General features: G+C 41.5%; 20 protein-coding genes and 1 tRNA gene. 6 read left to right on the top strand and 15 right to left on the bottom strand.

Annotated elements, in window-relative coordinates; all coding sequences use genetic code 11:
- Positions 1 to 71: 71 nt before the first annotated feature.
- A complete protein-coding gene (locus BN3456_RS14315) occupies positions 72 to 1,184 on the bottom strand; it encodes a tetratricopeptide repeat-containing glycosyltransferase family 2 protein (protein WP_347458074.1) in 1,113 nt (370 codons plus the stop codon).
- Positions 1,185 to 1,477: 293 nt separating this feature from the next.
- On the opposite strand from BN3456_RS14315, the gene BN3456_RS14310 reads away from it, so the two are divergent.
- Positions 1,478 to 3,499 carry a methyl-accepting chemotaxis protein gene (locus BN3456_RS14310; RefSeq protein ID WP_089985210.1) on the top strand — a complete coding sequence of 674 codons (2,022 nt, stop codon included), beginning with the start codon at positions 1,478 to 1,480 and terminating at the stop codon, positions 3,497 to 3,499.
- Positions 3,500 to 3,656: 157 nt separating this feature from the next.
- On the opposite strand, the gene BN3456_RS14305 is transcribed toward BN3456_RS14310, so the two are convergent.
- Positions 3,657 to 3,926 carry a LysR family transcriptional regulator substrate-binding protein gene (locus BN3456_RS14305; protein WP_242862895.1) on the bottom strand — a complete coding sequence of 90 codons (270 nt, stop codon included), beginning with the start codon at positions 3,924 to 3,926 and terminating at the stop codon, positions 3,657 to 3,659.
- A 48-nt stretch (positions 3,927 to 3,974) separates the two neighbouring features.
- Between BN3456_RS14305 and BN3456_RS14300 the strand changes: the two genes are divergently transcribed.
- A complete protein-coding gene (locus BN3456_RS14300; RefSeq protein WP_089985207.1) occupies positions 3,975 to 4,775 on the top strand; it encodes a cation:proton antiporter in 801 nt (266 codons plus the stop codon).
- Here the strand turns inward: BN3456_RS14300 and metA are convergent.
- The 6 genes from metA to BN3456_RS14270 all read right to left on the bottom strand — a co-directional run bounded on the left by metA (position 4,772) and on the right by BN3456_RS14270 (position 11,076).
- Positions 4,772 to 5,695, bottom strand: a complete 924-nt coding sequence (metA, locus tag BN3456_RS14295; RefSeq protein ID WP_089985204.1) for a homoserine O-acetyltransferase MetA — start codon at positions 5,693 to 5,695, stop codon at positions 4,772 to 4,774. The genes BN3456_RS14300 and metA overlap by 4 nt on opposite strands.
- Positions 5,696 to 5,698: 3 nt before the next feature.
- Entirely contained in the window at positions 5,699 to 7,051 is a 1,353-nt protein-coding gene (locus BN3456_RS14290) for an AI-2E family transporter (protein WP_089985202.1), read from the bottom strand.
- A gap of 139 nt (positions 7,052 to 7,190) precedes the next feature.
- On the bottom strand, positions 7,191 to 7,538 hold the full coding sequence (locus BN3456_RS14285) for a DUF1540 domain-containing protein (protein WP_089985201.1): 348 nt from the start codon (positions 7,536 to 7,538) through the stop codon (positions 7,191 to 7,193).
- Positions 7,539 to 7,594: 56 nt separating this feature from the next.
- Positions 7,595 to 9,520, bottom strand: a complete 1,926-nt coding sequence (thrS, locus tag BN3456_RS14280) for a threonine--tRNA ligase (protein WP_089985198.1) — start codon at positions 9,518 to 9,520, stop codon at positions 7,595 to 7,597.
- A gap of 314 nt (positions 9,521 to 9,834) precedes the next feature.
- Complete coding sequence (locus tag BN3456_RS14275) at positions 9,835 to 10,317, bottom strand: YdcF family protein (protein ID WP_242862894.1); 483 nt, start codon at positions 10,315 to 10,317, stop codon at positions 9,835 to 9,837.
- A gap of 243 nt (positions 10,318 to 10,560) precedes the next feature.
- A complete protein-coding gene (locus BN3456_RS14270; protein WP_089985195.1) occupies positions 10,561 to 11,076 on the bottom strand; it encodes an SEC-C metal-binding domain-containing protein in 516 nt (171 codons plus the stop codon).
- Positions 11,077 to 11,230: 154 nt separating this feature from the next.
- On the opposite strand from BN3456_RS14270, the gene BN3456_RS14265 reads away from it, so the two are divergent.
- Complete coding sequence (locus tag BN3456_RS14265) at positions 11,231 to 11,455, top strand: hypothetical protein (protein WP_089985193.1); 225 nt, start codon at positions 11,231 to 11,233, stop codon at positions 11,453 to 11,455.
- A gap of 4 nt (positions 11,456 to 11,459) precedes the next feature.
- On the opposite strand, the gene BN3456_RS15990 is transcribed toward BN3456_RS14265, so the two are convergent.
- Together BN3456_RS15990 and BN3456_RS14260 are read right to left on the bottom strand one after the other, a co-directional pair.
- A complete protein-coding gene (locus BN3456_RS15990; RefSeq protein WP_176699213.1) occupies positions 11,460 to 11,630 on the bottom strand; it encodes a hypothetical protein in 171 nt (56 codons plus the stop codon).
- Positions 11,631 to 11,891: 261 nt separating this feature from the next.
- Positions 11,892 to 13,169 carry an adenylosuccinate synthase gene (locus BN3456_RS14260; protein WP_089985191.1) on the bottom strand — a complete coding sequence of 426 codons (1,278 nt, stop codon included), beginning with the start codon at positions 13,167 to 13,169 and terminating at the stop codon, positions 11,892 to 11,894.
- A gap of 194 nt (positions 13,170 to 13,363) precedes the next feature.
- On the opposite strand from BN3456_RS14260, the gene BN3456_RS14255 reads away from it, so the two are divergent.
- Positions 13,364 to 13,654 carry a hypothetical protein gene (locus tag BN3456_RS14255; protein ID WP_242862893.1) on the top strand — a complete coding sequence of 97 codons (291 nt, stop codon included), beginning with the start codon at positions 13,364 to 13,366 and terminating at the stop codon, positions 13,652 to 13,654.
- 14 nt (positions 13,655 to 13,668) lie between these two features.
- On the opposite strand, the gene BN3456_RS14250 is transcribed toward BN3456_RS14255, so the two are convergent.
- The 3 genes from BN3456_RS14250 to BN3456_RS14240 all read right to left on the bottom strand — a co-directional run bounded on the left by BN3456_RS14250 (position 13,669) and on the right by BN3456_RS14240 (position 17,252).
- Entirely contained in the window at positions 13,669 to 15,114 is a 1,446-nt protein-coding gene (locus tag BN3456_RS14250) for a MocR-like pyridoxine biosynthesis transcription factor PdxR (RefSeq protein ID WP_089985188.1), read from the bottom strand.
- Between the two features lie 19 nt (positions 15,115 to 15,133).
- Entirely contained in the window at positions 15,134 to 16,801 is a 1,668-nt protein-coding gene (locus BN3456_RS14245) for a glutamine--tRNA ligase/YqeY domain fusion protein (protein ID WP_089985186.1), read from the bottom strand.
- A 112-nt stretch (positions 16,802 to 16,913) separates the two neighbouring features.
- On the bottom strand, positions 16,914 to 17,252 hold the full coding sequence (locus BN3456_RS14240) for a hypothetical protein (protein WP_089985185.1): 339 nt from the start codon (positions 17,250 to 17,252) through the stop codon (positions 16,914 to 16,916).
- 240 nt (positions 17,253 to 17,492) lie between these two features.
- On the opposite strand from BN3456_RS14240, the gene dtd reads away from it, so the two are divergent.
- Positions 17,493 to 17,939 carry a D-aminoacyl-tRNA deacylase gene (gene dtd / locus BN3456_RS14235; protein ID WP_089985183.1) on the top strand — a complete coding sequence of 149 codons (447 nt, stop codon included), beginning with the start codon at positions 17,493 to 17,495 and terminating at the stop codon, positions 17,937 to 17,939.
- Positions 17,940 to 18,006: 67 nt separating this feature from the next.
- Positions 18,007 to 18,079 (top strand) — tRNA-Thr (locus BN3456_RS14230).
- A gap of 150 nt (positions 18,080 to 18,229) precedes the next feature.
- On the opposite strand, the gene BN3456_RS14225 is transcribed toward BN3456_RS14230, so the two are convergent.
- A complete protein-coding gene (locus BN3456_RS14225; protein ID WP_089985182.1) occupies positions 18,230 to 18,844 on the bottom strand; it encodes a sigma-70 family RNA polymerase sigma factor in 615 nt (204 codons plus the stop codon).
- A 48-nt stretch (positions 18,845 to 18,892) separates the two neighbouring features.
- The gene (gene rlmB, locus BN3456_RS14220) at positions 18,893 to 19,663 is read right to left on the bottom strand and encodes a 23S rRNA (guanosine(2251)-2'-O)-methyltransferase RlmB (protein WP_089985181.1); all 771 of its coding nucleotides are present in this window, start codon (positions 19,661 to 19,663) and stop codon (positions 18,893 to 18,895) included.
- Between the last annotated feature and the right edge of the window lies 1 nt (position 19,664).

The following is a 19,664-nucleotide window of genomic DNA, read 5'->3' as shown; positions in this document are numbered from 1 at the left end:
ATAAAACTAATGTTCCTTTAGTAATAGTATATACAATATCCATAATGTTGGTTACCCTTGTCAAAATCCTTTTATTGGTACTGGCTGCTCTTCTTGAAAGTAGTTACATCTCTTCGTTTATTTTCAAAATACTGTTTATTGTATAATACCGCAGCTGAACCGGGCTTGAGGTTTTCTGCCAGATTATTAAAAGCCTCAGCTTTTTCGTACTCTCCCAGTTTATCATAGCAGATACAGCACTCCAGTGCAGGAATATACCCCCAGTAATCTTCCTGGTGAAATCCCCAGGAATCTTCTGGTTTTTCAAGGCTGAATACCAGCTCAAACCAAAAAGCTGCCTGCCGGTATTTACCCGCTTCTTTAAAATACATTCCAATCTGACAGCACATTTCTCCTCTGGGGCTATCATACCAGAACCCCCTGAACATGCTCTGCAATACCTTCTGAGGGTTTTCCGTAATCTGATAACATTTAGCCAGTTCACTGCAAGCCACAATGTTATCCTCCATCCAGCCCAATCCTGAGTCAAGAAACTTTGTGAACATTAAAATAGCATCCTCATATCTTTTATGGTCCTTTAACTCTCTCGCATAATAGTAAGTCCCTCTGGCAGAAAGCTCCTTTCCGTCTTTCAGCAGCTTTTCGTATATTTTAAGGTTCCTGTCACTTCTGCTTTCTTCCAGTTTTGCATGTGTAATTCCTACATCCGCATGAACAATATTCCCCCAGAACTGCAGACATTCATGAACCGGCTCAACCCATTTAAATTTGTTGCTTCTTTTTACCAGTCTTTCTCTGAAATAGGAAAATGTTACTTTCCCATTTTCATCAAATCCAACATTATAATGCATCATCACAACATCGGTCTCAAGTGTAAGCTCTTTTTTTAAGGCCATAAATTTTTCCTGGTCTTCCCGTATAATAATATCATCCGCATCCAGCCACAATATATAGTCCATTTCTGCTTTTTCAAAAGCAAAATTGCGGGCTGCGGAAAAATCATCAATCCATTGAAAATTAAAGATTTTATGAGTAAATTTTTCTGCTATTTGTTTGGTTTTATCTGTGGAACCTGTATCCACAATAATAATTTCATCAACCAGATCAGCCACAGAGCTAAGGCATCTATCTAAGACATTTTCTTCATCTTTTACAATCATACATAAACTAATAGTTATCAACATCTGCTCCAGAATTTGCTTTTACCTATAATTTATGCAGAAAATATCTTATGTTTCTTCACTTGTTTTGTCAACTATAGAAACAGGATATACATTTGACCTTTGTTAAGCCGCGTCCGCCACTGCATTACTTCCAATACTTGTACAGTTTGTAAGCGCCAAGTTATAAATTTTTGTATGATTTTTGTGTGACTTATTTCTTGTTTTGAATAGACAAACACACCGGAACGTTGTAAAATAAACAGGCATTAAAAAGTTTAAAAGCATAGCAGACATCTACAGAAGGAGATTCAGAAATGAAACTACAAAGGAAACGAAAAAATAATACGAAAGAAGAGAAAATAACAACAATCAAGCGAGAGATTCAAAGAGTTATCATCAGCTTACTGACGGTATCATTGCTCTTGTCAGGCGGCATCGCCTGCTATCTGAATTATATTTCAACTGCCCGCGCATTGGAGGGAAGTATGCCGGTCACGGCAGCTGAAGCAGCCGGGGAGGTGAAAGCCAACTTAAAAGCCACCATGAATACTGTGGAAATGCTTGGTACAATTCCTCAATTAGCTTCAGAAACACTCTCACCAACTGAGAAACAATATATAATGGGCAGATACAAAGAACAGTACCAATGGGATACTGTGTTTGCCACAGATAAAAACGGAATAAATAAGATAAACAACACAGATATTTCTGACAGTCCGTACTTTGGCAAGGTTCTGTCCGGCAATACTGTCATAAGCGACCCTACATACAACAAGGTAAGCGGAAAATTAACGGTTGTCATCGCAGCTCCCCTGTGGAAAGACGGCAAACAGAATACACAGATTGCAGGTGTTGTAGGTGTCACTGTAGATGCCATGTTTCTTACAGATATTGTATCGAATATCAAAGTAAGCAAAAATGGCGGCGCCTATATTATAAACGGTGAGGGGAGCATCATTGCACATGAAGATTTCAATCTGGTTGTAAATGAAGAAAACGATATTGAGGATTCCAAGAAAGAGGCTTCTTTAAAAGATGTTGCCGCTCTGGAGAAAAAGATGACCCAGGGGCAGTCAGGATTTGGAAAATACACCTATAACAGTAAAACCAAGTATTTAGCTTATGCCCCTATAGGAATTAATGGCTGGAGTCTGGGAATCACCGCTCCCTCCTCCGACTTTCTGGACAATACCGTCAAGGGTCTTATAGGTATTGCAGTATCTACTGTAATTATTCTGTTTTTTGGTACCTTCATGGCAAGAAGAACCGGCAAACATATCGGCGAGGCCATCCGCTTGTGCACAGAGCGTCTGAAGCTTCTGGCTTTAGGAGATTTGACTACAGAAGTTCCTGATATCAAATCTAAAAACGAGACACGGACTCTGGCCCGGTCAACATCCTCTATAGTATCTGCCCAGCAGACTATTATTGGTGATGTAAGTTATCTTCTCTCAGAAATGGCAGCAGGCAACTTCAATGTGCATTCCAGAGTCAATGAAGAAATCTATGTAGGTGAATACCACGAAATATTACTATCCATGCAGGAACTCCGGCTGACTCTTTCAGAAACAATCCAATCTATAAGAAGCGCTTCCGCACAGGTAGACGCCGGTTCCCGTCAGCTGGCCTCCGGTGCTCAGGAGCTTGCACAGGGAGCAAGTGAACAGGCCGGTTCCGTAGAGGAACTGCTGTCTACCACAACAGCTGTGACAAAGCAGGTGGAGGATACGACTAAAGCTACAGATGCAGCCCATGCTAAAGCGAAAACAGTTGAAAAAGAAGCTGCTGTAAGCCAGGACAAGATGACCAAATTAACAGAAGCAATGAAACGTATAGAAAATACCTCCAACGAAATCAAAAATATTATTGGAGGAATCGAAGACATTGCCGCACAGACCAACCTTTTATCCCTGAATGCCTCGATTGAGGCGGCAAGAGCCGGAGCCGCGGGAAAAGGTTTTGCTGTGGTAGCCGATCAGATTGGAAAGTTGGCGGAACAGAGCGCACAGTCTGCAGCCAATACAAGAAATCTCATAGAAACTTCCATCACTGAAGTGGACGGCGGAAGCCAGATTACAGATGAAACCGCCGATGCATTGAAACGGGTAATCGCTGGCCTGAATGAAATTGTACAATCAATGGCTGCCGTCCAGGATGCTTCCGACAAGCAGACCATTGCCATAGAACATATAGAGGAAGGGGTATCGCAGATATCCACTGTCGTACAGAGCAATTCCGCCGCCGCAGAAGAAAGCTCGGCGACCAGCGAGGAACTATCCGCACAGGCACAGTCATTGAGCGAGCTGGTATCTCAATTTCAGCTAGAGGAACAATAGGCTATACTTACTATCCAGCCACTCCATCTTCTAGTTTCACAAGAGCTCTTAAACGTCTTGGAATTGCTCGCAATACTTTATCGCGAATACTAAATAATCATTAAGATAACCGGTCGAATATCAGCTAATAGATATTTGACCGGTTATAAATCTCAATTTATGATGCGTAAAATTTCACTGCTTTATTGTATTCCTTCATTATACTCTGCAAAATATCCGCATGCTTAAAATCACTGTGATATAAAATATTGATTTCGCGAATCATGCTGAGATTTTCTATAGGCAATACGGTAATCTTACCTTTTTTTAATTCATCAAGACACGCGCTTCTTGCAAGGATAGAAACGCCTATATCCTGTCGTATAAGATCTTTAATCGTGGCAATATTATGGACTTCTAAAATGACATTGAAATCGTCCAGTGACATGTTGTTACTTTCCAAGTGAGCGGTAAAGCCCGGGGCAATTTTGTAAATATGTTATTACAGGTAGTTGCTTTTGACGACGCTGTATGTCTAATAGTATTTAGCGTGGCAACTACCATTGTTAACGCCAGGACTGGGGCAAATGTTTCTTCCTCTGATATTTTAATGCCCATGGTATACAATATTAGAGCATTGGTAATTGGCTTTATAAGCGGTGTCGTTTTGAGCAAGCTAATGACTCCCAAACGAAGCAAGGATAACCGGCTAATATTAACCATTTCACTTCTTTTAGGACTTGCGGGATTATGCGCTGCGGTAGATATTTCCCCTTTACTTTCCTGTATGTTGTTTGGCACGACCTATATCAACATGACTAAAGACAAAAAATTATACAGGCAAGTAGAAAGATTTACCCCACCAATTTTGTCAATCTTCTTTGTTGTATCAGGAATGAGTTTGGATATTGGCTCGTTCGATACCCTGGGAGTAATCGGTGTATCCTATTTTATAATGCGGATTGTGGGAAAATACCTTGGTGCTTATTTGGGATGTATCCTAGCGAAAACCACAAAGGAAGTAAGAAATTATTTAGGGTTAGCTATATTTCCTCAAGCCGGAGTAGCAATTGGGCTCGCTTTTTTAGGCAAAAGAATCTTAACTGATACTATGGGCAATATGCTGTTGACGATTATTTTATCCTCGTCTGTTTTGTATGAATTAATCGGTCCTGCATGCGCTAAGACTGCCTTGATCCATTCCGGAGCTATAAAACAGGATAAGACAGCCATTGAAAAAAAACACAATGAATATCAGACAGGAAACTCGAAAGATCAACGTGTTGAAAATTATTAAAACGACGGCGTTCCATACAGGTCATAAGGGGTCATTTGATATACATAATAGTTCAGCCAATTAGAATACAGATTGTTCGCATGTGCCCGCCAGATCAGTTCTGGTTTATTTTGGGGATTATTATCCGGATAATAGTTGGCGGGTACCTGTATATCCAATCCCTTTGCCCTGTCTCTTTTATATTCTGAGTCAAGTGACATTCTGTCATACTCAGGATGCCCCATGACAAAAATCTGCCTTCCATCCTCTGCCATACATAAAAAGACCCCGGCTTCTTTAGAATCAGCCAATATGGTAATTCTCTCATCTTTCTCAAGAAGATCCTGGGAAACCGTAGTATGTCTGGAGTGGGGAGCGTAAAACACATCATCAAAACCTCTCACCAACGGAATTTTGCGGTTTTTGACCCTGTGTTTAAAAACACCAAATAATTTTTCCGGAAGCTGTACTTTGTCAATTCCATAATGATAATACAAGCCCGCCTGTGCTCCCCAGCAAAGATGCAGGGTGGAAGTCACGTTTGTTTTTGTCCACTCCATAATCTCTTCCAGCTCCTTCCAGTAATCCACAGCCTCAAACGGCATCTGTTCAATTGGAGCTCCTGTAATAATAAAACCGTCGAATTTATTGTTTTTGATGTTTTTAAACGGCTCGTAAAACTTTAAAATATGGCTGGTGGAGGTGTTTTTTGACTCGTGGCTGCTGACCCGCACAAAGGTCACATCTATCTGTATAGGTGTATTGGACAGGGAGCGGAGAATTTGAAGCTCCGTGTCCTCTTTTAAGGGCATCAGATTCAATAGCCCAATGCTTATAGGACGGATATCCTGATGTGCTGCACGGTATTCATCCATTACAAATATATTTTCTCTCTCCAGTATTTCTTTCACCGGTAAGTCATTTTGTACTCTTATTGGCATCTCTTATTCCTCTTTTTCCCCAGTATTTTCCTGGATTCTTTCTTCATCTGAATGTATATATTTTCCTCCGGAATTTACATAGCTTTTTTCTCCATATGCTTTCGTATGCAATGGAAGCTTCTTTTTCTCCAGCAAGTGGTCAATCAGCATATTCACAATATAATAGATTACCGCAAACGTAGGTACGCCCAATATCATACCCGGAATGCCAAACAAACCTCCGCCCAGCATGATTGCAAAGATTACCCAGAAGGACGAGAGGCCAGTTGTATCTCCCAATATCTTCGGTCCTATAATATTTCCGTCAATCTGCTGCAGCACTATAATAAATATGATGAAATAAACTCCCATCCTGAAGTCTGCCAGCATGATTAGAATAGCACTTGGTATGGCACCGATATATGGGCCGAAAAACGGAATTACATTGGTAACACCCACTATTACACTGACCAGCATTGTATAGGGCATCTTCAGCAGTGAAAGACCCAGAAAGCACAATACGCCTATAATAGCGGAATCAATAATTTTACCAATAATAAAACCGCCAAATATCTCATTTCCTTTCGTCGTCAGGTGAAGAATCATGTTGGCCTGCGACGGGCGAAAAATCGCATACGTTACTTTTTTGCACTGACTGGAAAACTTTTCTTTACTAAACAGTACATATATAGATACTATAATGCCTATGACAGCATTCAGCAGCTCTCTGACAATATTGATGACACCTACTGTCAGGTTGGACATCACAATATTAACTCGGTTCAGCAAATCACTGCGCATCCAGTTTTGTATATATTCCGTGCCCTCTTTGAGTATGCTGTTTAAAAACTGACTTAAGGTTGAATTCTGTGAGTTCATCTCCATGACTTTATCAACCAGCTGACTTAACTGACTGGGCACAGTAAGAACCATATCTCTGATACTTGTATATAACTCAGGAATCATCATATTTAACAAAGTGACAATCACAAAAATAAGTACAATAATTGCCGCAAAGATGCCTACACATCTGGAGATCCCATGTGCTTTCTTTTTGCTGGGAATCTTTTTTTCCAAGACCGGAATTAAACGGGAATCTATGAACTTCACGATGGGATTCAAAAGATAAGCAATTGTCAGCCCATATATAATCGGCTTCAAAACCTCAAATATTTCCTTAACCGCCCCTGAAATAGCAGGGAGCCTCAGCAGTGCAAAATAAAAAAGAAGGCCGGCTGCTATCACCAGAAAAGCGGACATTCCCCGCCCTATTTTCTGTAGGAATCTTGAACGACCGTTTCCATCGAATACTGGTCTTCCTGAATAATATCCCTTCTCCTCTTGTTTTTTTATTTTATCTCGTGTTTTATCATCCATTCACTTTATAATTCCTTCCCGTTTTTATGCAGATACAATGATTATAGCGCCACACGTGCTCTCACGTCAACAAAAGAAAGGGACGATTATTATCAATCGTCCCCGTCTGGTACTTATATATTCATTTCATTTTTCTAAATCAGCCTCTATATTCAAAGGTTGCACATGCTGTTCCGTCACTGTGACAGGCATTGCTTCCTTCTACACTGATTTTTCCGGCCTGGCACTTACAGCTGTCATTATACTGGCAGGCTGTAGCTTCACAGTCAACGTCACTGCGGTCGGATGCATTCCCCGTAATGTCATCTCCGTAACTGTTAGAGTAGCTTCCGTTTTCATAAGCTTCTCCTGCTCTTTCCTGAAAGCTATCACAGGATGTCTCTATCATTGATTTTGCATTGTTTCCGCCCACCTGAATTTTATCAAGGTCACATAAAAACTGCTTGTTGTGTGTACATGTCTGCACCGTGCATTTCAAATCTGGCATAATCATACCTCCTCCTATCATGTAATCAGTATCATTATGCCCAGCCAACAGTTAAATTATTCTGTCTCTTTCCTTTCACGGACAGATTTTTCGTCAATTTCTTTTTTTATAGATGCAATAAATTCGTCCAAATTCTTCTGACCTTCATCTCCTGTCTCTCTGCTTCTGACAGAGACAAGATCTTCCTCTTCTTCCTTAGCTCCGACTACAAGCATATATGGAATCTTTTTCATCTGCGCTTCACGGATTTTATATCCAATCTTCTCTGCACGTGTATCAATTTCTGCTCGGATACCTTCATCTCGTAATTTTTCCAGAACCTTTTGGCCATATTCCTTATGCTTATCTGAAATCGGCAGTATTTTAACCTGAACCGGTGCCAGCCAGGTGGGGAATGCACCGGCAAAATGCTCAATTAAAATACCAATAAAACGCTCGACGGAACCAAAGGCCACACGGTGAATCATAATCGGCCTGTGCTTTTCCCCGTCGGCTCCTGTATACTCCATCTCAAAACGCAGCGGGAGCTGAAAATCAAGCTGGATGGTGCCGCACTGCCATGTCCTTCCAATGGAATCCTCCAGATGAAAATCAATCTTCGGGCCGTAGAATGCGCCGTCCCCTTCATTTACCACGTAAGGAAGCCCCAACTCCTCCAGAGCACCTTGCAGCGCATCAGTAGCCATATTCCAGTCCTCATCGCTTCCCATACTGTCCTCAGGCCTGGTGGAGAGTTCAACATGGTACTTGAATCCAAAGAGAGCATATATTTCGTCAATTAGTTTTGCAACTTTTTTAATTTCATCTCGAATCTGTTCCGGTGTCAGGAAAATATGGGCATCGTCCTGGGTAAAGCAGCGTACCCGCATCAAACCATGAAGCTGGCCTGATTTTTCGTGGCGGTGAACCAGTCCCAGCTCTCCCAGTCGCAGCGGAAGGTCGCGGTAGGAACGGGGTTCTGATTGATATACTAAAATGCTGCCCGGACAGTTCATTGGTTTGATTGCAAAATCTTCATCATCAATTACCGTTGTATACATGTTGTCCTTATAATGATCCCAGTGCCCTGATGTCTCCCACAGGTGGCGGCTTAACATAATCGGAGTATTAATTTCCTGGTATCCGTTTTTTGTGTGTATCTGGCGCCAGTAATCCAAAAGTGTATTCTTGAGAACCATTCCGTTTGGAAGGAAAAACGGAAAGCCGGGTCCTTCATCACGCATCATAAAAAGACCGAGTTCTTTGCCCAATTTTCTGTGATCGCGCTTCTTTGCTTCTTCCATCATTGTCAAATACTCATCCAGCTCAGCCTTTTTGGGAAATGCTGTTCCATAAACTCTCTGCAGCATTTTGTTTTTCTCACTGCCTCGCCAGTAAGCACCTGCCAGGCTTGTAAGCTTAAACGCTTTTACGGCTTTCGTGTTCATCAGATGTGGGCCTGCGCACAAATCTGTAAATTCTCCCTGAGAATAAAAGCTAATTACAGAGTCTTCGGGAAGATCTTCAATCAATTCTACTTTATATGGTTCATCTTTTTCTTTAAAATACTCAATAGCTTCTTTTCTCGGTTTTGTAAACTGCTGAATAGGAAGTGCTTCTTTTACAATCTTTTTCATTTCCGTTTCAATTTTTTCTAGATCATCAGCGACAAGCGGCTCATCCCTATCAATATCATAATAAAACCCGTCTGCTACGGAAGGTCCGATTGCAAGCTTCGTGTCCGGATATAATCTTTTTATAGCCTGAGCCATAATGTGGGATGCAGTATGACGAAATGCTCCCTTTCCTTTCTCATCCTGAAATGTCAGTATATTGAGATTACAATCCTTATCAACAACTGTCCTTAAATCCACTACCTCTTCATTTATTTCTCCGGCTGTGGCCATTCTGGCCAGCCCTTCGCTGATATCTTTTGCAATTTCAATCAAAGACTTGCTTTCTGCATATTCTTTACTTGATCCGTCTTTTAAAATAACCTTCATATTCTTCTCCTCTCATAAATTTTTTTGCATTAAAAAACCCTTCCTACAGAAAAGCTGTAGAAAGGGACGAGTTTACAATAATCTCGCGGTTCCACCCTAATTGAGCCAGCAGACTTGCTGCCAGAACCACTTCATTTTGATGATAACGGAATCACCGGACTGTTTTCAGCCACTCAGAGGTAGTTTTCAGATGTTTCCGCAATGGGAAGCTTCCAGCCTTTGGCTTCCTTCTCTGTATCCTTTCACACCCTACTCGTCTCGTCAATGTGTTTTCTTCTAAATCTAGACTCATTATAACACTGTCGGCATTTTTGTCAACTGCTATTTTTCATCCAGATTACAGCAAAAAATTCTCTTACCAGATAATTTAACTGTAATACCGGGTTCGATGTGGCAGCAATTCCCCGGACATTCTTGAACCCGGCCTTTTTGCCAATCTGCAGCGCACGGTACATGTGAAAATTATTTGTCACAACTCCAACAGGTCTGCTTAAATCATCTATTATCTTACTGCTGTTTTTTAAGTTTTCCATTGTAGATTTGGATGTATCCTCCAAAATAATACGCTTTTCATCAATTCCGTGCTGATACAGATATTCTGCCATAGCAAATGCTTCACTAATATCTTCTCCCTTGCCCTGTCCGCCTGAAACAATTACGCTGGTTTCGGAGTTTTCTTCCAGATAACAAAGAGCTGCATCAAGCCTCCTCATCAATGAATTGGTTATTTTTGTTCCACGGACCTGAGCACCGAGAACGATAATATACGAAAGCCCGGCTTCTGCTCTTTTCGTCATTGCAGTGCAGATTTGTATTTCAACTGAAAGAAAAATAACCCAGAGCAAAAAAATTATAATCCACAGTAGAATACTCCACTTTCCCTTAAAAGCCAGGAGACCTAGCAGAATATGTATCCCGCTGCACACCGGCCAGAATAAAGCAAAGGTAGAATTGAGTTTTCTTGTATACAGACAAATGGCACTGTAATATAATAGACATATTATGCCGACAACTTCAAAATATATTCTCATTCGATTTAATTATGCATTTCTTCCACAGCACTTTTTATATTTCTTGCCACTTCCGCAGGGACAGGGATCATTTCTTCCTATTTTCTTTTCTTTGCGTATGGTGCCTGACTGCTTCTGCTCACGGTACAGACGCTTCCTAGTCTCTTCATCAAAAATCTCATTCCATTGTGGAAGCTCATAAAGCCAGTCTGCTTTTGCATCGACCATGTTTTTATATAGCTTTTCCTTATCGAATGCAAGGCTCACCTCTGTTGTCTCCTCCATTGTCTCAATAGGATTAGGAACCTTCAGACTGTCATTGATACCGTCCAGAAACCCTACCATTGTCAGGACTTCTTGTCCATACTTCCCAGCCAGCTCCTTTACGGTGCCTTTTACCTCTGTATCCGGTTTTTCCAGAAGCTGCTCATAAATTTCTTTCTCAATATTAAAATATGTGCCCCAGAACTTTTCTAATTGTTCTCTTGTCTGTTCTTTATCATAGGCCATATCTCTCCACTGGTCTAATAAACACTTTTCGCTCATGGTATATAACTCCTTTTTCTAAGTTTCACTTGCGCACCCATTATATAACAAAATATGATCATTTTCAATTCAAAGTTGAAATGCTTCCCCGTTTCAATTATAATAAATTTATTACTTAATAACATTATATGCAATAGAAAGGATTTAGGTTGTCATGAAAAAAGCCAAACGTATTCTCGCTTTAATCGGTGCTATTCTTCTCATTTGTCTATATGGAAGCACTTTGATTTTCGCCGTTTTTGATCGCTCTGCCTCCGCTGATTTGCTGAAAGTGTCAGTAGCCGCCACAATTTTTGTACCTGTTCTTTTATATGCTTATGGATTAATCTACCGTCTGTTTCAAAATGAAAAATCAGATGATACAGATGAAGAGTCTTAGTTTCTTATACATACAATAATTGTACAAGTTCCATAGCTGCACTCCATTCTGTCGCTCTGCTTCCCTTTACCGGATCTTCTGCTATTTCTGTTTTTCTTTTCTCTTGTCTTCTTTCCAGGTATTCTTCCATCGAAATCATCTCTTGTACTGTTTTTTTATTGTTGCTCTGACGCATAAAAATACCTCCTTGCCGATAGACACCGGCCTTATTATTATATGATTGCCCCCTCTTAAGTATGCTAAAAGTTTTACCAGGCAACTATACTATATTTGTGGAAAAGGTATAAGAAAAAGAGCCCTGCAAAAATACAGGGCTCGGGCAGTCAACACAACTGTTTATTCCCGCCAGCAACAAGCCAGGCAAAAATGCTGGCATTTCCATTTAGCGACTGCCGCGAGAGTCAAAATATCCCGCAGCTTACTGCGGGGTATTTGACTAATTTCGATAAATGATATCATCCCGGCCGGGGCCGTTACTGATCATAGTAATCGGATAACCAATCTGCTGTTCTATAAATTCAATATAGTTTCTGCAGTTTTCCGGCAGATCTTCATACTTTTTGATTCCGCGGATATCACATTTCCATCCTGGGAATTTCCTCCATACCGGCCTCGCTTTTTCAAGGAGATGGGTGACTGGAAATTCAGTAGTTACCTCCCCGTTTATCTCGTATCCAACGCATACCGGAATCTCATTAAGATAACCCAGCACATCCAGAACGGTGAAGGCCACATCTGTTGTTCCCTGCATTCTGCAGCCGTATTTTGATGCCACGCAGTCAAACCAGCCTACACGTCTGGGACGTCCGGTCGTAGCACCGTACTCTCCGCCGTCCCCGCCGCGGTGTCTCAGCTCTTCTGCTTCGTCTCCGAAAATCTCGCTGACAAAGGCGCCTCCTCCGACTGCACTGGAATATGCCTTGCACACCGTGATGATCTGCTTAATCTCATAAGGAGGAATTCCTGCACCTATTGCACCGTAAGCTGCCAGCGTAGAAGAAGACGTAACCATTGGGTAAATGCCGTGATCCGGATCCTTAAGGGAGCCGAGCTGCCCCTCCAGCAGTATATGCTTTCCTTCTTGCAAGGCATTGTGCAGATAAAGAGAAACATCACATACATAAGGTTCAATCATCTCTTTATATTCTTTGAGTTCTTTATATAAATCGTCAGGATCAATCGGTGACTTGTGGTATAAATGTTCCAACATCACATTCTTTTGCTCTGCAACACGCACAACCTTTTCTTTCAGAAGCTTGTCATCAAATAACTCACTGACCTGAAAACCAATCTTTGCATACTTGTCGGAATAAAATGGTGCAATCCCCGACTTTGTAGAACCAAAGGACTTTCCTGCCAGCCTTTCTTCCTCGTATGCGTCAAAATCTTTGTGATATGACATTACAATCTGTGCTCTGTCAGATACAAGAATTTTCGGTTTTGGAACTCCCCGATTAATAATGGACTGGATTTCTTTAAATAAAACAGGAATATCCAGCGCTACACCATTCCCGATAATACTGGTTATATGGTCGTAAAACACCCCGGATGGCAGTGTATGCAGTGCAAATTTCCCATAATCATTAATAATTGTGTGTCCTGCATTTGCTCCCCCCTGAAAACGAACGATGATATCGGCCTCTTTTCCCAGCATATCTGTAATCTTGCCTTTTCCTTCATCGCCCCAGTTAGCACCTACTACTGCTTTTACCATTTTGAACCCTCCTGCGTATATTGTCACTGCTAAAATTCATTAGCGGTTCTTATGAACCCACCGCCTTATGGATTATACTATATTTTCATCTTTATGTAAAATATTATTTCGATTTTCTCATTGTAATTACACCTGAAAAGTATTACAATAAGTGCTAAGTTCAATTATTACCCCATAGAAAGGAGACTTATAAATTGAAAAAGTTTTTAAAATGGTTCATAAGTCTTGCAACCGTTGGTACTGCAATTGGTCTTATCATAGCTTATTTCTGCAAAAGCAGATCTGATGAATGCAGCTGTGGTGACAGCCAGGACCTTACAGAAGATGAGGATTTTGATTTGGACAGTGATCTTCAGCCTGTCCGTGACAGAGAGTATGTCCCGCTGAAAAAAACAACGGACAATACTTCTGCGGACGGCGCCGGTGAGACTCCTGATGGAGCGGTTTCAGATGAAGAGAAATCGCCTTCTATTGAAATTAAATAACAGTCTGATTATTCTCACAGGGCCGGGGAATTATCCTTTGGTCCTGTTTGTTCTGCTATTTTTTCTCTCCACACTTTTTCCAAAATGGTGACCGCTTCTTTTATCCTCTCTTCATTCATATTTGCATATCCAAGCAGTATTGTAGCATTCCTCTTTTTCGGGGGTTCAACATAATACTCTGTCACCCCGTAAACCTTTATTTCTTCCGCTTTTGCCCTTTGTATCAGCTCTTCCTCAGACAATCCCTCTCCAAAGTGAAGCAATAAATGAACACCGGAGTTTTCTCCCGACACCGTGCAGATATCCTGCATTCCTTTCAAGCACCCCAGCAATACATCATGTCTGTTTTTATATAGAGCTCTTGTCTTATTCAAGTGGCGCTCATAATATCCCTCTTCTATGAACTTCTGTACGATCAGCTGATCTACCTTTGAAACAGTAGAATTAAGGAACCCGCTTTTCACCTGGTACAATGCAAGCAGCGGGTTCGGGAGCACCATATAACTCATTCGTATCGCCGGTGCAATGGACTTTGAAAAGGTGCCCATATAGATTACCTTGTCATGATTGTCATATCCCTGAAGCGCCGGGATTGGTTTCCCTTTGTAGCGGAATTCACTGTCATAATCATCCTCTATGATATAGCGAAACGCTTTTTCGTCTGCCCATTTTAAAAGCTCCAGACGCCTCCGGATAGGCATGACAATTCCCATAGGATATTGATGGGATGGCATTACAAATGCAATATCCGCTCCGGAATCCTTAAGCTGGTTGATTTTCATGCCTCTGGAATCCATATCCACAGTGCAAGTCTCATAGGAAAGATTTTTAAAAAGCCTGTAGGCCTGCTTGTATGTGGGGTTTTCCAGGGCAACCTTTTGATTCTGTCCGATAACTGTTGTCAAAAGCATTAAAAGATAGTCATTCCCAGCCCCTACAATAATCTGCTCTGGGCGACAGTTAACTCCTCTTGCCTGATGCAGATAATTGCAGATGGCATTCCTAAGTCCATATTCTCCCTGAGGTTGTCCCAGACGAAACATTTCGGCCTTGTCATCCAGCAGACACTCTCTTGATAATTTTCGCCACACATGATAAGGGAAACTTTTCAGGTCTACTCCATTGGGTGTAAAATCATATTTAAATCGATTTGCTTCTTTTGCAGGCTTTTCTCGAATCTTCTCCGTGCCCTGGTTTAGCTGATATAGACCTTCTATCTGTGCCACAAAATACCCACGGTAAGGTTCCGCCTCCACGTAACCCTCAGATAACAGCTGCTCATAGGCCAGCTCTACTGTGCTTCTGCTGACCTCCAGATATTTACTCAAGGAACGGGTAGAGGGAAGCTTTTCCCCGCTTTTAATTTTTTTACTCTGAATGTCCTTTTTTATATAGTCGTAAATTTGCTCATAAAGAGGAGTCTTAGAGTCAGTCTGAAGGTTGATCGTCAATTCATTCATCTCATGGTTCCCCTTGTGACTATTTTGGCAATTTAAAAGAGCTCTTAAGGGGAACAATCCTGTTGAATACCAGTGCATCTGGCTTTGAGTCCTTTGCATCTATACAGAAATAGCCATTTCTGACAAACTGAAAGCTGTCGGCCGGCTTTGCCATATCAAAGGCCTTCTCCACATAGCAATCCTTAAGGATAGTAAGCGAATTCGGATTCAAATTCAAAGAACCGTCTTCCTTGTTGTATACACCCTTCTCTTCATCTACAAGATTTTCATAAAGACGGACTTCCGCCTTTACCGCATGGGAAGCAGGTACCCAGTGAATCGTCCCTTTTACTTTTCTTCCGGTAAAACCTCCGCCACTCTTTGTTTCAGGGTCATAGGTACAGTGAACCTCCGTCACATTTCCTGCCTCATCTTTTACAAAACTTACGCATTTCACAAAATATGCGTACATAAGACGTACTTCATTTCCGGGGAAAAGACGAAAATACTTCTTCGGCGGCTCCTCCATAAAATCGTTTCTTTCAATATAAAGTTCTCTGCCAAAGGCCACTTTTCTGCTGCCCAGGGCCTCATTTTCAAGGTTGTTCGGCACATCCAGATATTCCACCTGATTCTCCGGATAATTGTCGATTATAAGCTTAATAGGATCGAGTACCGCCAGCATGCGGGGCTTCTTCAGCTTCAAGTCCTCACGGATGCAGTAGTCCAACATGGCGTAATCCACAGAACTCTGGCTCTTCGATATGCCGCACATATCGATGAACATCTTGATTGATTCTGGCGTGTAGCCTCTTCTTCTCAATGCCGCAATGGACACAAGACGGGGATCATCCCAGCCGTCCACAATATGGTCTTCTACCAGCTTTTTTATATAGCGCTTTCCCGTCACCACATTGGTAAGATACAGCTTTGCAAACTCAATCTGTCTCGGCGGCTGTTCAAATTCGCATTCTTTTACAACCCAGTCATATAGCGGCCTGTGGTCTTCAAACTCCAGAGTACAAATAGAATGAGTAATTTCCTCGATTGCATCTTCCAGCGGATGGGCAAAGTCATACATCGGATAAATACACCATTTATCCCCCGTCCTGTGATGAGAAATATGGGCAACGCGGTAAAGAATGGGATCGCGCATATTTATATTGGGTGATGCCATGTCAATCTTGGCCCTCAGAACCTTCTCCCCATCTTTATATTCACCTTTCTTCATAGCCGAAAACAGCTCCAGATTTTCTTCCACAGAGCGGTTTCTGTATGGGCTGTCTTTTCCCGGCTCAGTCAGCGTTCCTCTGTACTCGCGAATCTCTTCCGGCGAAAGATCGCAAACATATGCCTTTCCCTTTTTTATTAATTTCACTGCAAATTCATACATCTGATCAAAGTAATCAGATGCGAAATACAGATGATTGCCCCAGTCCGCCCCCAGCCATTGTATGTCCTCTTTAATAGAATCTACAAATTCCACATCTTCTTTTGTTGGGTTTGTATCATCAAAACGCATATGGAATGTTCCATTATACTCCTGGGCAAGACCGTAGTTCAAAAGTATAGACTTGGCATGTCCAATGTGAAGGTATCCGTTGGGCTCAGGGGGGAATCTGGTACTAACATGGTCATATACACCTTCCGCCAGGTCCTTATCTATTTCCTGTTCAATAAAATTCCTTGAAACTGTCTCGTTTTCCATTATTTCCTCCTCAAATACTAACATTCTGCCCAATTATATTACCACAAATTCTATACAACGACAAGTAATCTCCTGACAGCAAAAGAACGAGGTTTTTTCCCTCGTCCTTTTGTCAGTTCTCTCCCGCCCGTAAGAATTCTTCTACATTGGAAACAAGTTCAAGAAACCTGCAGTTCAGCTCATCTTTTTTGTCAGGATTGTCCGCACGAATATCAAATCCCGGGATTCCCAGCAGCATATGGTTTGCTGCCTTCCAGTCCCTTATTAGAATACTCTCCAGCTGTTCCCACCCCTCATATTGAACCAAACAGCAAATTTCCAGATTATATTTCATGTTTTCAATGGATCTGTAAAAATACGGAATTTCTTCTACCTTCAGTCCCTGTATAAATTCCAGTAATTCCTCCAGACATTCTTTCAGCGGGACGAGCTGATCTCTAAACAGGCTCATATCACTGCTACCTTTCACCTGTACTAAAGGTCCCCACATTTTTTATTCTAGCATAATCTCATATAAATCACACCACTAATTTCCTGTATTCCTCAAATCGTTGCATCTTGACAGTAGCATTCATTTTTTATAATATTTATAGCCCGTAATCTTATTGGTTTCCCAGGAAAAGCGTACTGGACTTTATGGTACATGTAGTATAAACTAAACAGCATATAAACTAAAACAAGGGGAAAGCATATGAAATTTGTAATACAACGAGTTACGGAAGCATCCGTGACTGTGGATGAAAAAGTAATTGGCGAAATAAAAAAGGGATTTCTTGTTTTGATCGGGATTTCAGACAGCGACACCCAAGGAACCGCGGACAAGCTCATTCGGAAAATGACCGGCCTTAGAATCTTTGAAGATGCAAATGGGAAAACGAATCTTTCCCTGTCCGATGTAAGCGGGAGTCTTCTCCTTGTTTCCCAGTTCACCCTGTATGCGAACTGCAAAAAAGGCAACCGCCCCAGCTTTATTGAAGCAGGAAAACCAGATATGGCAAATGCCCTCTACGAATATATCATAGAAAAATGCAGAAAAACTGTCCCGATAGTCCAGACCGGGAGCTTCGGAGCCGAAATGAAAGTCAGCCTTATCAATGACGGGCCATTCACAATCATACTGGATTCTGAAAATATTTAGCAAACCATATTGACAATACTGCCCTTTTTAGTGTATATTATCAATGTTGCGTGAAATTCACGTACAAGCTGCCTTGGCTCAGTAGGTAGAGCGTCGCCTTGGTAAGGCGGAGGTCGGCGGTTCGAATCCGCTAGGCAGCTGGCCCAAAAAATGTTATCGAAATTATATAAATATTTTAGCCCGGATTCATTATGGAACCCGGGCTATTTTTATTAATTGTAATCCCTCCAGAACATGTTGCACAATGCTGCAATATATTTTCACTCATAGGTCTTTTTCCGACTTTTCTTTTATTCCGGTAATAATCTTTCCGCCTTGTTCCTTATTCTCTGGAGTGCATTATCTATTGTCTTGGGACTCTTATCCAGCAATTCTGCAATTGTCCTGTAATCAGCCCCCATAAGATGAAGGTACAACACCCGGTTTTCCAGAGTACTTAAATTTTTCTTTAACTCCCCGGCAAAAGCTTCTGTGTATTCTTTGCCAAAATACAGAGCTTCCGGATTGTTCTCCACCTCCGGTTCGATAGTGTCTATCAAAGGAATGCTCTTCTCTTCGTCTGTATTACCTCCATTTTCATATAGGGATATATAAGAGTTTAGCGGCAGATGCTTTTTTCTTTTTGATGCTTCGATTGCAGTGTACATCTGTCTGGATACGCAAAGTTCAGCAAAACTGACAAACGAAGCCTTCTGAGAAGGATCATAATCACGGACCGCCTTGATAAGTCCAATCATTCCCTCTTGTATAAGATCTTCATTTTCCCCACCAATCAAATACATTGCCCTTGCCTTTTTGCGGACCATTGATTTATATTTTACCATGATGTAGTCCATAATTTCTGAATTTCCGTTCCGGAAATCTGAAATCAACTGCTTGTCTGTTATCGCATCATATTTACTCATCAGTCCAACCCTCTCTCATTCTGACCGCCTGTAATATTTTCCAGGTTTTTATTTCATTCTCTGACGAACAATTTCATATGCCAGCACTCCGGCTGCGACAGACGCATTCAGGGAATCTATCTCCCCTTTCACCGGAATACTTGCAACAAAATCACATTTTTCCTTTACCAGCCTTCCTACTCCTTCTCCTTCATTCCCTATGACCATGCCAATAGGGCCTGTGAGATTTAGGCTGTACATGGGTTCACCGCTCATATCTGCGCATACAAACCAAAGGCCTCTTTCTTTAAGTTCTTCTATCGTTTTAGATATATTTGTAACCTTTGCTACAGGAGTATAATTCAGAGCTCCGGCCGAGGTTTTCACAACTGTGGAAGTAAGACCCACAGCCCTTCGTTTAGGTATGATGACACCGTGTGCACCTGCCAGATTCGCGGTACGGATTATCGCCCCCAGATTATGGGGATCTTCAATATTATCAAGCAGAATCAGAAAAGGAGGTTCCCCTTTCCTTTCTGCCAGACTAAACATATCTTCAATATCCGAATAATCATAGGCAGCCACATACGCAATAACCCCCTGATGCTTTCCATTTTCGGAAAGCTGTGAGAGTCTTTCTTTTTCTACAAAGTTCAAAATCGTATCCTGTTTTTTGGCCTCTCGCACAATTGTCCTCACAGGCCCGTCCTGACAGCCATTCAAAACAAAAAGCTTATCAATTGTTTTTCCCGAGCGAAAAGCTTCCATAACTGCATTTCTGCCCTCGATTATTAAAGTATTTCCGTCGTTTTCTAATTTGTTTATTTCTTTTTCCTGCATA

Source organism: Clostridium sp. C105KSO13, from assembly GCF_001517425.1.
In the GTDB taxonomy this organism is placed as follows: Bacteria; Bacillota; Clostridia; order Lachnospirales; family Lachnospiraceae; genus Muricomes.
Note: the sequence above shows the minus strand (reverse complement) of the source record. Positions and strands in the feature narration are given on the sequence as shown.